Source organism: Phycicoccus sp. Soil803 (assembly GCF_001429685.1).
In the GTDB taxonomy this organism is placed as follows: domain Bacteria; phylum Actinomycetota; class Actinomycetes; order Actinomycetales; family Dermatophilaceae; genus Pedococcus.
On the sequence record NZ_LMST01000001.1, the window covers coordinates 4,305,469 to 4,321,312 of the forward strand.

The 15,844-nt window shown below is 70.2% G+C and carries 11 protein-coding genes and 1 tRNA gene; 4 read left to right on the top strand and 8 right to left on the bottom strand.

Features of this window, described 5'->3' with window-relative positions; translation table 11 throughout:
• The first annotated feature begins 10 nt into the window (after positions 1 to 10).
• Positions 11 to 1,303 carry a bifunctional glycosyltransferase family 2/GtrA family protein gene (locus tag ASG95_RS20005; protein ID WP_082592930.1) on the top strand — a complete coding sequence of 431 codons (1,293 nt, stop codon included), beginning with the start codon at positions 11 to 13 and terminating at the stop codon, positions 1,301 to 1,303.
• Here ASG95_RS20005 and ASG95_RS20010 read toward each other — a convergent pair.
• The 3 genes from ASG95_RS20010 to ASG95_RS20020 all read right to left on the bottom strand — a co-directional run bounded on the left by ASG95_RS20010 (position 1,198) and on the right by ASG95_RS20020 (position 3,662).
• Positions 1,198 to 1,734: a hypothetical protein gene (locus ASG95_RS20010; protein ID WP_056921506.1), complete on the bottom strand. Its 537-nt coding sequence runs from the start codon at positions 1,732 to 1,734 to the stop codon at positions 1,198 to 1,200. The two genes, ASG95_RS20005 and ASG95_RS20010, sit on opposite strands and share 106 nt — an antisense overlap.
• Before the next feature lie 139 nt (positions 1,735 to 1,873).
• Positions 1,874 to 1,966: transfer RNA gene (locus ASG95_RS20015), tRNA-Ser, on the bottom strand.
• A gap of 103 nt (positions 1,967 to 2,069) precedes the next feature.
• Positions 2,070 to 3,662, bottom strand: coding sequence for an LCP family protein (locus tag ASG95_RS20020; protein WP_057378582.1), 1,593 nt, complete (start codon positions 3,660 to 3,662; stop codon positions 2,070 to 2,072).
• Between the two features lie 191 nt (positions 3,663 to 3,853).
• On the opposite strand from ASG95_RS20020, the gene ASG95_RS20025 reads away from it, so the two are divergent.
• A complete protein-coding gene (locus ASG95_RS20025) occupies positions 3,854 to 5,776 on the top strand; it encodes a penicillin-binding transpeptidase domain-containing protein (RefSeq protein ID WP_082592958.1) in 1,923 nt (640 codons plus the stop codon).
• 85 nt (positions 5,777 to 5,861) lie between these two features.
• On the opposite strand, the gene ASG95_RS20030 is transcribed toward ASG95_RS20025, so the two are convergent.
• Positions 5,862 to 6,065: a cold-shock protein gene (locus tag ASG95_RS20030; protein WP_056915917.1), complete on the bottom strand. Its 204-nt coding sequence runs from the start codon at positions 6,063 to 6,065 to the stop codon at positions 5,862 to 5,864.
• A 452-nt stretch (positions 6,066 to 6,517) separates the two neighbouring features.
• On the opposite strand from ASG95_RS20030, the gene ASG95_RS20035 reads away from it, so the two are divergent.
• Complete coding sequence (locus ASG95_RS20035) at positions 6,518 to 9,481, top strand: HYR domain-containing protein (RefSeq protein ID WP_056921503.1); 2,964 nt, start codon at positions 6,518 to 6,520, stop codon at positions 9,479 to 9,481.
• Between the two features lie 103 nt (positions 9,482 to 9,584).
• Here ASG95_RS20035 and folP read toward each other — a convergent pair whose 3' ends face one another.
• A complete protein-coding gene (folP, locus tag ASG95_RS20040; protein WP_056921502.1) occupies positions 9,585 to 10,502 on the bottom strand; it encodes a dihydropteroate synthase in 918 nt (305 codons plus the stop codon).
• 106 nt (positions 10,503 to 10,608) lie between these two features.
• On the opposite strand from folP, the gene ASG95_RS20045 reads away from it, so the two are divergent.
• Positions 10,609 to 11,367, top strand: coding sequence for a hypothetical protein (locus tag ASG95_RS20045; protein WP_056921501.1), 759 nt, complete (start codon positions 10,609 to 10,611; stop codon positions 11,365 to 11,367).
• A 120-nt stretch (positions 11,368 to 11,487) separates the two neighbouring features.
• On the opposite strand, the gene ASG95_RS20050 is transcribed toward ASG95_RS20045, so the two are convergent.
• The 3 genes from ASG95_RS20050 to ASG95_RS20060 are packed head-to-tail and all read right to left on the bottom strand — an operon-like array spanning position 11,488 to position 15,815.
• On the bottom strand, positions 11,488 to 12,870 hold the full coding sequence (locus ASG95_RS20050; protein ID WP_235544070.1) for an FAD-binding oxidoreductase: 1,383 nt from the start codon (positions 12,868 to 12,870) through the stop codon (positions 11,488 to 11,490).
• A 5-nt stretch (positions 12,871 to 12,875) separates the two neighbouring features.
• A complete protein-coding gene (locus tag ASG95_RS20055; RefSeq protein ID WP_082592962.1) occupies positions 12,876 to 14,276 on the bottom strand; it encodes an aspartate aminotransferase family protein in 1,401 nt (466 codons plus the stop codon).
• Positions 14,277 to 14,324: 48 nt separating this feature from the next.
• Entirely contained in the window at positions 14,325 to 15,815 is a 1,491-nt protein-coding gene (locus ASG95_RS20060; RefSeq protein WP_057378585.1) for a CoA-acylating methylmalonate-semialdehyde dehydrogenase, read from the bottom strand.
• Positions 15,816 to 15,844 lie beyond the last annotated feature (29 nt).

Below are 15,844 nucleotides of genomic sequence, written 5' to 3' on the forward strand. Positions count from 1 at the left end.
GAGAGCTCCGATGACCGCCCCCGTCCTCGACGTCGTCATCCCCGTCCACAACGAGCAGCACACGGTCGCCGCCAGCGTCCGACGGCTGCACGCCCACCTGGTCGAGACCTTCCCCTACCCGTTCCGGATCACGGTGGCGGACAACGCCAGCACCGACGCGACGGTGGCCGTCGCGTCGGTGCTGGCCGCGGAGCTGCCGGGGGTGGCGCTGGCGCGGTTGGCCCAGAAGGGACGCGGGCGCGCGCTCAAGCAGGTGTGGCTCGCCTCCGATGCGCCGATCCTCGCCTACATGGACGTGGACCTCTCGACGGACCTCGATGCCCTGTGGCCGCTGGTGGCACCACTGATGTCGGGGCACTCCGACCTGGCCATCGGGTCACGCCTCGCCCGGGGCTCACGGGTCGTGCGGGGAGCCAGGCGTGAGGTGATCTCGCGCTGCTACAACCTCGTCCTCAAGGGGGCGCTGGGGGCCGGGTTCACCGATGCCCAGTGCGGGTTCAAGGCGATCCGGGCCGACGTGGCGACCGAGCTGCTGCCGCTGGTCGAGGACCCCACGTGGTTCTTCGACACCGAGCTGCTGGTGCTCGCCCAACGCTCGGGGCTGCGCATCCACGAGGTGCCGGTGGACTGGTTCGACGACCCCGACTCGCGGGTCGACGTCGTCGCCACGGCGCTCGACGACGTGCGCGGGGTGGTCAGGCTGCGCCGTGGGCTGGCCTCCGGGCGGCTGCCCGTCGCGGACATCGCCGCACGGATCGGCCGCCGCGCCCCGTCCACCGGGACGTGGCGGCAGGCCAGCCGGTTCGCCGCGGTGGGTGTCGTGTCGACGGTCATCCACCTCGGCCTGTTCGCGTCGCTCGCGTCGGCGCTGGCCTCGACCCAGGCAGCCAACCTCGTCGCCCTGCTCCTGGCGAGCCTGGCCAACACGGGGCTCAACCGGCGCTGGACCTTCGGCATCCGGGGCGCCGGTCGGCTCCGGTCACAGGTGCAGGGGCTGGCCGTCTTCGGGATCACCTGGCTGATGACCGCGGGCGCGTTGGCGCTCCTGCACGCGGTGGTCGCTGCCCCGTCCACTGTCGTGGCGACCTTCGTCGTCGGCGCTGCGACGGCTACCTCGACGGTCGTGCGGTTCGTGGCCATGCGGTCGTGGATCTTCCGCGGGGGGCCGCTGACCACGACCGAGCAGGCCGCCCTGGATCAGTACTCCGTGAGGATGAACGAGCCCTCGTCGTCCTCGAACACGACGATCCCGGTCCAGTCGAAGCCGTCCACCGAGCCGTGGCAGACCGTGACCAGTCCCTGACCGACCTGGGAGCGCTCGGGGCACACGATCTCGTCGACCGAGCCGCCGTCGTCCTCGATCGCGGCGACCAGCGCGTCCTGCAGGTCCGAGTAGCTCGCACCCTTGTCGACGACCGTCACCTCGCCCGTGAGGGCGTAGCCGCCCCCGGCCATGATCGGCCCGACGAAGAAGAACGCGGCCATCGCCACGACGCCCAAGAGGGCGAGCCCACTCAGCACGATCGCCGTGACGGCCAGGCCGTTGCCACCCTTGGGAGCCGGCGAGAACGGCTGGTACGGCGCGGACGCAGGCGGCTGCGCGGCATACCCGGTCTGCTGGACCGGCGCCCACGCCTGGGGGTTCTGCGGGTGGGGCTGCTGTGGGTACGCCGGCTGGGACTGGGGCTGGGGCTGGTGCCCGGGCGGGCCGAACGGGTTGGACGGGTACGACATGACGCTCCTTGACTTGGTCGCCCACAGGATGCCCGAGCGGGCCGGATCCCGTCTCCGGATCGAGCCAAACGGATCCGGATGCCGCGTTCGACTGGACGAAGCAAGGCCCGACGACGAGCGTGTCGGGCCTTGCTGGGTGTGGCGGAGACGGAGGGATTTGAACCCTCGATGGGCGATAAACCCAAACCGCATTAGCAGTGCGGCGCCATAGACCGGACTAGGCGACGTCTCCTCACCCGGTCGATGGAGCAACCGAGCCCGCACAGGGTATCTGCACCCCCTCGACGGGAGCAAAGCGACCCTGTGCGGACAGCACGAGGGGTGCCGTGGGCGGGTCAGGTGCAGATGTCCTGGGCCGCGGTGCGCGCCTTGATGGTCTCGCTCGGGCCGGTGCTCGGTGTAGCGGAGACCGTCGGTATGGGGAGCGGTTGGGTGCCGAGGCGGTTGGGGATCTCGACGGCCTTCGGCGAGCCGACACCCATGCTCAGCTCGATCGTCGTGCTCAGGCTGTCGTCCTCTCGCAGCTGCGCCCCCGGGTAGACGGCCGCGACGGTGCGCGCCGCCTCCTTCTGCCCCGGGCCGTAGCGGACCACGACACCGTCGGCGCTCTTGTTGCCGGTGATGTACGACGAGACGTTGAAACCCTGCACCTGCAGCTCGGCGGCCGACTGCTTGGCCAGTCCCGCGATGCCCGAGTCGTTGCTGACCCGCACCTGGATCTGGTCCGGGGAGACGGTCAGCGCAGGTCCGGTCGTGGTGGGCGACCCGGTGGCCGTGGTGGTGCCCGAGGGCACCTTCGTGCCGGGCAGCGGCTTGTCCGTGCGGATCGCCTTCCAGATGGTGTCGGCGCTCGAGGTCCACTGGACGCGGTTCGGGTCGGGGGCGTAGGCCTCGGTCGGGAGCTTCACGAAGCGGATCTGGTCGGTGCCGATCTTCTGCACGCTCTGCGCGATGTCCTTCATCTCACCGACGTTCAGGCCCTTGTCGGTCGTCATCGCCGAGGTGGTGGCGTTGAGGAAGCGGAACAGCTTGTCCGGCCGCAGCAGCAGGGAGGACTTCGTCGCCTCCTGGATCACCGACGACAGGAACGCCTGCTGACGGTCGATCCGACCCAGGTCCGACCCGTCACCGATGTTGTGGCGCAGCCGTACGTAGGCCAGCGCGTTCTTGCCGTTGACCCTGGACTTGCCCGCCGGCAGGTCCAGGAAGCTCTGGCGGTCCTTGACGGCCTCGGGGAGGCAGACCGTCACGCCGCCGAGGGCGTCGACCATGCTCTGGAAGCCGCGGAAGTCGATCACGACGAAGTGGTCGATGAAGACGCCCGTGAGGCCCTCGAAGGTGCGGATCGTGCAGGCCGGCCCGCCCAGGGTGAAGTTCTGGTTCCACTGGCGGATGACGCCGTTGTCGACCTTGTCGTTCTTGTTCTTGCAGTCGCGCGGCGCCATCGTCATCGAGTCACGCGGGATCGACACGACGATCGCGGACTTGCGGTCGGCGGAGAGGTGGACGATCAGGTTGGTGTCGGAGCGGCTGCCTGCCATGCCGTACTCCGTCTGGCCCTTGCCGAGGTTGGTGCCCTCACGGCTGTCCGAACCCATCACGAAGATGTTCAGCGGGGCCAGGTTGGTCTGCGCGTCCGTCGTGGCCTGCTGCGTGGGGCGGTCACCGAGCGCGCCGGTGATGTCGAGGCGCTGGATGTTGCCGTTGAGCTTGACGTACGCAGCGACGCCGAGGACGAGCGACACCACGAGCAGGCCGGCCACGCCGAAAGCAGCACGGCGCAGCCACGGGTGGCGGTGCTTCTTGGCCGTGTGGCGGTCGGACCGACGCCGGGGGACTTCGGTGCTGTGCGTGCCGTCTGCGGGGGCACCCGTGCTCTGGCCATTGACGTCGTCGCCGGGCGCAGAGCCGTTGGTGGGCTCGCTCACGTGTACCTCTCTGATTCCTGAAAAACGCCACCCCTGCAGGTGGCCGGCGACGAATCGCCTCCGCGAGTGTACGGGCGCTTCCTGAGTGCTCGGCCTCCTGCGCCCTGTCCTCCAGACGCCGTAGCTCCCCGCTGGGTTGTCCCGGGGTGACAAATGGGACGAAGCCGCAACAGGTGAGGTTGGATGGACGCATGAGGCAACGCGCAGTAGTGGGGGGAGTCACCGCCGTCGTCCTGGTCGCGGCAGCGGCCGGTGCTGGTCTGTGGTGGCGGCACTCCGAACAGGAGAAGGAGCTCGACACGCTCGCCAGGGACGAGGTGACGTCGTTCGCTGCCTCATGGTCGAAGCGGTCGTTCTCGACGCCGGGCATGCTGTTCACGGGCACGAACAGCGACGTGGTGCAGGCGGAGTTCACCAAGGCCACGGCGGGCCTTGGGTCCGGCCCGGTCAAGGTCACCACGGACCGGGTGCGCCGCACCGGCGACCGTGCCACCGCCACCGCGCACGTCTCGTGGACCCTGGCCGGCGGAGTCGTGTGGTCCTACGACGTGCCGGTCACGGCCGAGCGCGCCGAGACCGGCGGAGACCGCTGGGCCATCACGCTCCCCAAGGACCACTCGCCGTGGCACCCACAGCTCAAGGTCGGCGCCACCCTCACGGCCAACCGCACCTGGGGCGAGCGCGGCACCCTGCTCGACCGTGACGGGAAGGCCCTGACCCCGATCGGCAAGGTCTACCCGGTGCAGATCGACCCCGCCCGGGCCACCGCCGCCACCGTGCGCGAGCTCGAGAAGGTCGTCGACGAGCCGGCCGGGTCGCTCGTGGCCAAGCTGGCCGCCGCGACGAAGGCGGGCAGCAAGGCGCCGATCCCCGTCATCACCTACCGGCAGGCCGACTTCGACGAGCGCAAGGACGCCCTCGATGCGCTCAAGGGCGTCATCTACCCTGCTCGGGAGCAGCCGCTGGCCAAGACGCGCACCTTCGGCCAGCCGTTGCTCGGCTCGTTCGGCGCCGTGAGTGCCGAGCTGATCGCCAAGTCCAAGGGCCGGTATGCCGCGGGCGACTACGCCGGGGTCAGTGGCCTCCAGGGGCAGTACGACGCAGTCCTCGGCGGGACCGCGGGTGTGGAGGTGGTTTCGAGCACGGATCCCGACAACCCGCTGTTCAGCAAGGACGCCGTGCCCGGCAAGGACGTCTCGACGACCCTCTCCCCCACGGTGCAGGACGCCGCCGAGCGCGCGATCGCCTCGACCGGCGACGTCCCCTCGGCTCTCGTCGCGGTGGACGTGAAGACCGGTGACGTGCTGGCCTCGGCCAACTCGCCGGCGCTCGGCTTCGACCGGGCGATGACCGGTCACTACCCGCCCGGGTCGGCGTTCAAGATCGCCACCACCTACGCGTTGCTGAGCTCGGGCAAGGTCACGCCGGACACCTCGGTCACCTGCCCCAAGACGTTCGTGGTCGACGGCCGGCCCTACAAGAACTTCGAGGGCGAGTCACTCGGCACCCCCGACTTCACCACCGACTTCGCCCACTCGTGCAACACCGCCTTCGTGCAGCTCTCGACCAAGCTGGGCAACGGCGACCTGGCCAAGGCCGCTGCCACCCTCGGCCTCTCGGGGTGGGCGAAGACCCTCGGTGTCGCCAACGCCTTCGACGCGAGCGTCCCCGCCAACAACGGCAAGACCGACAAGGCCTCGGCCGCCATCGGGCAGGGTCGCAACGTCACGTCGCCGCTGGCCCTCGCGGTCCTCGCCGCGAACGTCGCGCGCGGCTCGACGATCGCCCCTGCGCTCGTCACCGACCCGGCCGTCGACGGCGCCGACCGGACGCCCAAGCCGCTCGACGCCAAGGTCGTCGGCCAGCTCCGGACGCTGATGGGTGAGGTCGTGAGCAGCGGCACCGCCACGGTGCTCAGGGGGACGCCCGGCGGCACCGTCCGCGGCAAGACCGGGACCGCGGAGTTCGGCACCAAGAACCCGCCGGAGACACACGCGTGGTTCGTCGGCTACCAGGGCGACGTCGCGTTCGCGGTCCTCGTCGAGAAGGGCGCCAGCGGTGGCAGCGTCGCCGCTCCGGTGGCCAAGGACTTCCTCACCGCGCTCGCCCGCTGAGCGACGCGGCATACCGGGACGCGACAAGGCCCCCACCAGGTGGTGGGGGCCTTGTCGGAAGACTGTTGGTTGAGCAGTCCTCGGATCAGATCGGGCGAACGGCGTCAGCCTGGGGACCCTTGGGTCCCTGGGTGACCTCGAACTCCACGCGCTGCGCCTCGTCCAGCGAGCGGTAGCCCGAGGAGTCGATCGCCGAGTAGTGGACGAACACGTCCGGGCCGCCGCCGTCCTGGGCGATGAAGCCGAAGCCCTTCTCAGCGTTGAACCACTTAACGGTTCCCTGTGCCATGGGGTAACTCTTTCTTTTGTAGCCATTGGGAATCCGCACTTCGCGGAACCCAGGCTGCCGTACACACCCCCACGGACGAGACATGCCCGCCCTCAGACCAACTGCCACCTAAGAAGGCGAATGCCCGCTCTGATGGTGCTAGGGCGGGCACTTCGTCGACCTTGCGAGGAACTGCTTGATGCAACCGTGAGAAACGCTAGCACGCAGCATGGCGACCGCGTGAGGTCCTCCGAGGTCAAATTCTGGTCAGGCGACCAACTCACGCTACCTCGCAGACTCACCCCTCGTTGGCCCCCTTCCAGCCCCAGACGCAACCAAATCAAGGCCTAGCACAGCCACCCCAACGAACGTGTCAGCCGTTTGGACTTTTTGTTCCTCTGGGGTATTTCCGCAGGTCAGCGGGGCTGTCATCGTTCGCTCACCACTACTGCTTCATTCTTTGGGGGACGTCCATGACACTGTCCGCACCGTCACGTCTGCTCGCGGCCTTCGCCGTGGCCACGATGACGCTCTTCTCGGCCGGGTCGGCCTTCGCCGACCAGGTCAATCCTGACGGCGACACGGTCGCCGCGGCCACCACCGATCTCGTCGCCACCTCCTGCACGCTGCCGGTCACCAGGTCTGGCCTGGTCGAGGTCAAGCGCACGGGTGGCGCGAACACCAACCACTACCTCCCCGGTGAGACGCTGTCCATCGCGATCACCGACAGCAGCACCCAGGTCACGACCAGCCTGGTCGGCGGGGCGGTCGTCGTTCCTGATGGGTTCACCGCGAACGGCGCCAGGCAGTCGTTCACGTTCCCGATCAGCACGACCATCTCATCGGGCGCAGCGACTGGAAGCACGACGGTAGCCGTCAAGGTCACGTCCGCTGGCTACCCGGACGGCGACACCGGCACCTTCGCGGTGTCGTGGAACTGCACGAGCAACACCGCACCGGTGATGACCTTGTCCGGCGTCACGGCAGGTGCCAACTACGAGTTCGGCTCCGCGCCGACCCCGATCTGCTCGTGGACTGACGACCACGACGGTTCGGGCAGCGTCACGCCCACCGTCTCACCCCTCAGCGGACCCCGCGCGGCCTCCGGGCTCGGGAGCCGAACGGTGAGCTGCTCCTACACCGACGCCGGTGGCCTGCTCGGCACCGCGGCGGCGACCTACTCCATCGTCGACACCACGGGCCCGTCGCTCTCATCGGTCTCCGACGTGGCAGTGGACGCGGTCAATGCGGCGGGGGCTCCGGCCACCTACACCGCTCCGACCGCAACCGACGCAGTCGATGGCACCCGCCCAGTCACCTGTCTGCCCGCCTCGGGCTCCACCTTCCCGATCGGCAGCACGACCGTCACCTGTTCGGCCAGTGACCTGAGCGGCCACTCCTCGAACACCACCTTCTCGGTCTCGGTGGCGGACCACACGGCTCCCGTCGTCACCGTGCCCGAAGACGTGACGATCAACGCGACCAGTCCCGCGGGCGCGGCCCACACCTTCCTCGCGAGCGCCACGGACAATGTCGACGGCGCACGGCCGGTCAGCTGCACCCCGGCCTCGGGCAGCGGGTTCGCCTTCGGCTCGACGACCGTCACCTGCACGGCCAAGGACGCGGCCGGCAACACCGGCTCGGGTTCGTTCGTCGTGACCGTCCAGGACAAGACAGCCCCCGTCGTGACCACTCACGAGCCGGCGGCGGTTGAGGCCACCGGACCCTCCGGTGCTGTCGTCAGCTGGCCCGCAGCCACGGCCCTGGACGACACCGACGGCGCCCGCACGGTCAGCTGCGACCACCCGTCCGGCGCGACCTACCCGGTCGGCAACACCACGGTGACCTGCACCGCCGACGACACCCACGGCAACACGGGGTCGGCCACGTTCACGGTCACGGTGTTGGACACGACAGCCCCGAGCCTCACGGTGCCGGAGGACATCACGGCCGAGGCCACCAGCCCGGCAGGCGCTGTGGTCGGCTGGTCCACCTCGGCCACCGACCTCGTCGATGGCACCGTCGCGGTGCACTGCACACCCGCATCGGGGACGCAGTTCACCCTCGACCTGCCCACCACGGTGGAGTGCTCCGCCGCTGACGCCCACGGCAACGAGGCGACCGGTTCCTTCGTCGTGAAGGTCCGGGACACCACCGCGCCGGCGCTCCCCGACCTCGCTCCCGTCACGGAGGAGGCGACCGGACCCGACGGCGCCAGCGTGGCCTACTCGGTCGGTCTCGCGTCGGACCTGGTCGACGGTGGCGTCAGCGTCATCTGCGCACCGGCCAGCGGGTCGACCTTCGCCCTCGGCAGCACGACCGTCAACTGCACGGCCACTGACGCCCACGGCAACGAGGGCGAAGGCCACTTCACCGTGAAGGTGCGGGACACGACTGCTCCGGTGTTCAACGACATCTCCGTCCCCACCGCCGAGGCCACCGGGCCGACCGGGGCGCCGGTGTCCTTCGCCGCGACGGCCACCGACCTGGTCGACCCGTCCCCCGCAGTCGTCTGCTCCCCGGCCTCAGGGTCGGAGTTCGCCCTGGGTGCAACCCAGGTGACGTGCACGGCGAAGGACCTGTCGGGCAACTCGGTCGACAAGACCTTCACGGTCAACGTGGCCGACACCACGGCCCCGGTGGTCGGGGCGGTTGCGAGCCAGACCATCGAGGCCACGTCGGCCGCGGGTGCGGCACACAGCTGGGTGGTTCCGACGGCGACGGACATCGTCGACGGGACGCGGCCGGTGACGTGCGACCGGGCACAAGGCTCGACGTTCCCTCTCGGCGACACCATCGTCACCTGCTCGGCGACGGACCTGACCGGCAACACCGGTACGGCTGCCTTCACGGTGACCGTGGTCGACACGACCGCGCCGGCCTTCGGCGGCGTCGCGAACCGCAACGTGACGGCGACGTCGGCGAACGGGGCGGTCGTGACCTACCCGACGCCGCAGGCCACCGACCTGGTCGACGGTGCCACTGCGGTGACCTGCACGCCGGCGAGCGGGAGCACCTTCCCGCTCGGCACCACCAACGTGACCTGCACGTCGACTGACCACGCAGGAAACACCGCCTCGGTGTCCTTCACGGTCACGGTGTCGGTCGGCTGGAGTGGCGTGCTGGCACCGGTCACGGAGGGTGGCGTCTACAAGCAGGGCAGCACCATCCCGGTGAAGTTCGCGCTGACCGGCGCCTCGGCGGGCGTGACGAACCTGCAGGCCACGCTGTGGGTCCGCAAGGTCTCCCCCACGCCGGCGGGTCAGACGGTTGTGGCGGTGTCGACCTCGGCGGCCACCACCGGCAACCTGTTCCGGTACACCGATGGGCAGTACCTGTTCAACCTCAACACCAAGCCGCTCCAGGTCGGAACGTACGAGCTGCGGATCGACCTGGGGGATGGAGTGCCACACACGGTGACCATCACCCTGCGGTGAGCTGAGGGTTGGCGGCGGCCGGAATGCCAGGGGGCTTCCGGCCGTCGTCGCGTCCAGGCGGTATGAGCGTCCAGGCGGTATGAGGACGGGCGGGGACTGCCCGTCAGACGCCGCGTACGGCGCGGACCGGCGCGCGGTCGCCCCGGATGACGGCCACCATGTCGACCACCCGACGGGTGGCGCGCACGTCGTGGGCGCGGAACACCGTGGCACCCAGCCAGGCCGCGACGGCGGTCGCCGCCAGCGTGCCCTCGAGCCGGTCGTCGGCCTCGAGCCCGAGCGACTCACCGACGAAGTCCTTGCGCGACAACGCCTGCAGGATCGGGAAGCCCAGCTCTGCCACCACTGCGGTGTGCCGGAGCACCTCCAGGGAGTGCACGGTCGTCTTGCCGAAGTCGAGCGTGGGGTCGATGAGGATCCGGTCCTGGGGTATGCCGGCCTGCCGGGCCGCGGCTGCACCGTCGGCCAGCGTGCGGAGCACGTCTCGGACGACGTCGAGCGGGTCGGTCCCGTAGGTCACCCGGACCGGGTCGGTGCGCGGCGGGAGCCCACCCGTGTGGGAGCAGACCATCCCGGCGCCGATCTTCGCCGCGACGTGGACGAGCTCGGGATCGTGGCCGGCCCACGTGTCGTTGATGAGGTCGAGGCCGTGCCGGCCCGCCTCCTGCGCCACCTCGGACCGCCACGTGTCGAGGCTGAGGACGAGCTCTGGATAGGTCTCGCGGGCGTGGGCCAGGAAGGGCACGACGCGGTCGATCTCCTCCTGGGGGCCTACCACCTCGCCCTCCTGCCCGGCGCGCACCCCGCCGACGTCGACGATGTCGGCGCCGGCCGCCACCGCAAGATCGAGGGCACGCTTGGCCGACTCGAGGTCGGCGTGCCGGTTGCCGGCGAAGAAGGAGTCGCTGGTGCGGTTGATGATCCCCATGACCGCAGGGCTCGACGCGTCGAAGGTCCGGCCACGCAGGCGCAAGGGTGGCGTCCGGGGCAGGTCGAGGGGGCGCGGCTCGGGGAGGCTCACCCAGCCATCCTCGCACCCGGGTCCGGGGACAGGACCACCCGTGTGGGCCATGCCGTCTGCGCTTGGTACTCAGGCGCGAACCGAGCGCGATGCACCACCATGAGGCATGGCCACCCCCCGCACCACCACGACCACGGCACCGATCCGACGCTGGATCGTCCGCGTCACCATCGGCTCGTTCTCCCTGGCCGCCCTCCTCGGCATCGTCGCTCTCCTCGGCGGAGGCGACTTCGGCGAGACGGAGGGACAGATCCTCCTCACCACCCTGCTGGTCGGCGTCGTCAGCATCGCGGTGCTCTGCTACCTCACGACTGCGGGCCGCAGGTCACAGCCGGTCGGGATCGCGGGTGGTGTGGTCGTCCTCGTCCCCCTGGTCACCGGCTTGCTGCTGATCTGGGCCGACGGGGGTGGTGGGCTCGACGAAGCCCTCGTCAAGACGTTCGCGGTCGGTGGCATCGTCGCAGCCACGCTCGCCCAGACCTGCCTGCTGCTCGCGCCCGGAGAGAAGGCCAACGTCGTGGCCCGACGGATGCTGCTCGGCACCATCGGGCTGGCCGCCCTCCTGGCCGTGCTGACCAGCCTGCTCGTGCTCGGCGTCGACCCCGGCGACGGCTTCTACCGCGCGGTCGGGATCGTCGCCATCCTCGACGTCCTCGGGACGGTGGTCGGGGCGGCCCTGATGAAGTTCGGACCCGGCTCGAGCGACGACCAACGGACCTCCGCAACGACGCTGGACCTGCCGCCGGATGTGGCCGCCGCGCTGGCGGAGCGGGCCGCTGCCACCGGCCGGACCCGCGACGACCTCGCCGCGGACATCCTGCGCACTCACCTCGACACGGCCCAGCCCCAGGACTCGTCGCTCTAGGCGGCGAAGGCTCCCAAGGATTCGGCCAATTGCCCGGTTTCCCGCCGCACCGGTGCGTGGAGGGCCGGGGAACCGGGCAATTGGCCGGTTTCCAGGCGGGGCCGCGAGGACCCGCACGTCCTAGGAGTCGAAGCCGAGGCCAGCTCGGTCGAGGGCCCGCAGCCACAGGTTGCGCCGGCCCTCGTGCCGGTCGGCACTCGCGAGCGCCCAGCGCGTGAGCTGGATCCCGGTGTAGGCCAACGGTTCCGGCGGGAAGGGCAGCGGCTTCTCGCGCACCATCGCTAGCCGGGTGCGCTCGGTCTCCGCGCCGTTGAGCAGGTCGAGCATGACCTGGGCGCCGAAGCGGGTCGCGCCTACACCCAGACCGGTGAACCCTGTCGCATAGGCGACCCGACCGCGGTGGGTGGTGCCGTAGAACGCGCAGAACCGGGTGGAGGTGTCGATGGCCCCGCCCCACTGGTGGCTGAAGCGCAGGCCCTCGAGCTGCGGGAACGTCTCGAAGAAGTGGGTGGCCAGCCGGTCGAACGTCGCGGGCCGCTGGTCCAGGCTGGGCTCGAGACGACGCCCGTAGTGGTAGATCGCGTCGTAGCCGCCCCAGAGGATCCGGTTGTCGGCGGAGAGGCGGTAGTAGTGGAACTGGTTGGCCATGTCCCCGACGCCGGCCCGGCTGGCCCAGCCCAGCGAGTCGAGCTGGGCGTCCGACAGCGGCTCGGTCATGAGGGCGTAGTCGTAGACGGGCACGGTGTGTAGCCGGGTGCGTCGGACCAAGGAGGGGAAAGCGTTGGTGCCCAATGCAACTCGTGGCGCATGGACGACCCTGCCCTCGGCCGTGGTGACGTCGACACCCGACCCGGCGGTCGACAGACCCGTCACCCGCACGCCCTCGGCGATGCGGACTCCCAGCGACTCGGCTGCTCGCGCGAGCCCCCACGCCAGGCGGGCCGGGTCGACGATCGCCGTCTCGCCGGACTGGTAGAGACCGGCGAGGTAGGTCGGCGAGTCGAGGTGGGCTCGCACCGCCTCGCGGTCGAGCAGCTCACCCTCGGACTCCTCGGCCAGCCACTGCACCTGGTGCGGCTCCGTCGCCACGGTCAGCTCACCGGTGCGCCGGAAGACGCACTCGATCCCGTACCTGCGCACGGTCGCCTCGATGCCGTCGAGGTTCTCCAGCCCCAGACGGTGCAACGCGGCATACTCCTGCGGCCATCGGGCGCGGCCGTTGGCCTCGCCGTGCGTCAGGCTCGAGGAGCAGAAGCCACCGTTGCGGCCGGAGGCCGCCCACCCCACCGATCCGGCCTCGAGGACGAGGACGTCGAGCGACGGGTCGGTCTCCTTGGCCAGCAAGGCAGTCCAGAGACCGGAGTACCCTGCACCGACCACGACGAGGTCCGCCTTCAGGTCGGCGGACGAGACACCCCCGAGACCCGGGCGGCGCGCTGGTCGGTCGGGCTGGTCGAGCCAGTAGACGGCCGGCGCGGCCTCGGCCAGCGCGGGATGACCCACCGGCGTCAGGCGTCCGCGCCGGTGTAGAAGGCGTCGGCGACGGTGAGCGCCTCGTCGAGGATGGCCAGTCCCTCACGCACCTCGTCGGCGGTCGTGGTGCACGGCGGCACGACGTGGGTACGGTTGAAGTGGATGAACGGCCACAGCCCGCGCTCCTTGCACGCGGCGCCGAAGTCGTTCATCGGCTTGGCATCCGCACCGCCGGCGTTGAACGGCACGAGGGGTTCGCGGGTGGCCCGGTCGCGGACCAGCTCCAGCGCCCAGAAGGCACCGAGGCCACGGACCTCGCCCACACTCGGGTGGCGCTCGGCCAGGTCGCGCAGACCGGGACCGATGACGTCGGTGCCGAGCGAGCGGGCGTGCTCGACGATGCCTTCTTCCTTGAAGATGTTGATGGAGGCCACCGCCGAGGCGCAGGCGAGCGGGTGACCCGAGTAGGTGAGCCCACCCGGGAACGGCCGCTGGTCGAAGGTCTGCGCGATCCGGTCGGAGATGATGACGCCGCCGAGGGGCACGTAGCCGCTGTTGACCCCCTTGGCGAAGGTGATCAGGTCGGGGGCGACACCCCAGTGGTCGACCGCGAACCACTCACCACAGCGGGCGAACCCGGCCATCACCTCGTCGGCGATCATGACGATCCCGAACTCGTCACACAGGTCGCGGACACCCTGGAGGTAGCCCGGCGGCGGCACCAGGATGCCGTTGGTACCGACCACGGTCTCGAGGATGATCGCCGCGATGGTCTGCGGACCCTCGACGGTGATGAGGTCCCGCAGGTGCTGCAGCGCGCGGACCCCTTCCTCCTGCTCGTCCTGCGCATGAAAGGCCGAGCGGTAGGGGTACGGCCCCCAGTAACGCACGATGCCCGGCATACCCGGCTCCGAAGGCCACCGACGCGGATCGCCAGTCAGGGCAATGGCTCCCGCGGTCGCACCGTGGTAGCTGCGGTAGGCCGCCATCACCTTGTGGCGCCCGGTGTGCAGCCGCGCCATGCGCAGGGCGTTCTCGGTCGCCTCGGCCCCACCGTTGGTGAAGAAGACCCGGTTGAGGTCGCCCGGGGCGAGCTCACTGATGAGCCGGGCCGCCTCGGAGCGCGCGTCGTTGGCAAAGGCCGGGCTGATCGTGGTCAGCCGCCCTGTCTGCTCCTGGATGGCCGCGACCAGCTTGGGGTGCTGGTAGCCGATGTTGACGTTGACCAGCTGGCTCGAGAAGTCGAGGTAGCGCTTGCCCGAGTAGTCGGTGAAGTGGGAACCGAACGCGTCAGCGATCGGCAGCGGGTCGATCAGCCCCTGTGCCGACCAGGAGTGGAAGACGTGGGCCCGGTCGTCACGGCGCACCTGCTCCTCGGTGTTGGTCGTGAAGGCAGTGGCGGTGGTCGTGGTGGCGGCTGGGAGCGTGTCAGTCATCGAGAGTCCTTGGTATGCCGGGTGTTCCGGACAGTCTGGCGGCTTGCGTCAGCGGGTGCGCGGGAAACCGAGGTCGACGCTGGACGTCGCCGGGTCGGGCCAGCGCTGCGTGACGACCTTGCCCCGGGTGTAGAAGTTGATGCCCTCGGGGCCGTACATGTGGGTGTCGCCGAACAGGGAGTCCTTCCAGCCACCGAAGGAGTAGTAGGCCACCGGCACGGGGATGGGCACGTTGATGCCGACCATGCCGACCTCGACGTCGTACTGGAACTGGCGGGCGGCCCCACCGTCGCGGGTGAAGATCGCCGTGCCGTTCGCGTACTGGTTCGAGTTGATGAGGTCTAGCCCGGCCTCGTAGGTGTCGACGCGGACGACCGACAGCACCGGACCGAAGATCTCGTCGGTGTAGACGGTCATCTCGGGGGTGACGTGGTCGAGCAGCGTCGTCCCGAGGAAGAAGCCCTGCTCGGGGTGGTCGCCGGTCCGCCCGTCGACGACGACCGCGGCACCGGCGGACTCGCCGGCGTCGACGTAGCCGGCAACCTTGTCGCGGTGCTCCGCGGTGATCAGGGGACCCATGTCGGAGTCGGGGTCGGTCCCGGCGCCGACGGTGAGCTTGGGCAGGCGTGCGGCGATCGCGTCGACCAGCGGCTGGGCGACGTCACCGACCGCGACGGCCACCGACAGCGCCATGCACCGCTCGCCGGCTGAGCCGTAGGCGGCGGAGACGACCGCGTCGGCAGCCATGTCGATGTCGGCGTCCGGCAGGACGAGGGCGTGGTTCTTGGCGCCACCGAGGGCCTGGACGCGCTTGCCGTTCGCGGTGCCGCGCTCGTAGATGTACCTGGCGATCGGCGTGGAGCCGACGAAGCTGACCGCGGCGACGGCGGGGTGGTCGAGGATCGCGTCGACGGCGACCTTGTCACCGTGGACGACGGTGAAGACGCCGTCGGGCAGGCCGGCCTCCTTCCACAGCTGGGCGAGGAAGAGCGCGGCGGACGGGTCCTTCTCGCTCGGCTTGAGGATGAAGGCGTTACCGCAGGCGATCGCGTTGGCGCACATCCACAGCGGCACCATGGCGGGGAAGTTGAACGGCGTGATGCCGGCGACGACGCCGAGCGGCTGCCGGATGTTGTAGACGTCGACCCCGGTCGCGGCCTGCTCGCTGAACCCGCCCTTGAGGAGGTTCGGCACGCCGGTCGCGAACTCGACGTTCTCGAGACCACGCGCGATCTCGCCCGCGGCGTCGGAGAGCACCTTGCCGTGCTCGGCCGTGATGATGGCGGCGAGCTCCGGCGTGCGCTGGTGCAGGAGCTCGCGAAACGCGAAGAGGATGGCAGCGCGCCGCGACAGGGAGGTATGGCGCCACTCGCGGGCCGCCACGACCGCGGTCTGGACCGCGGCGTCGAGCTCCTCGACGGAGGCCAGGTCGACCTCGGCGGTGACCTCCCCGGTGGCGGGGTTGTACACCGGCGCCGAGCGTCCGGAGCCGCCCTCGTGGAGGCGGCCGTCGATCCAGTGGGAGATGCGCGTCGTCATGCCCCAACCATACGCACCACCGATTGGTG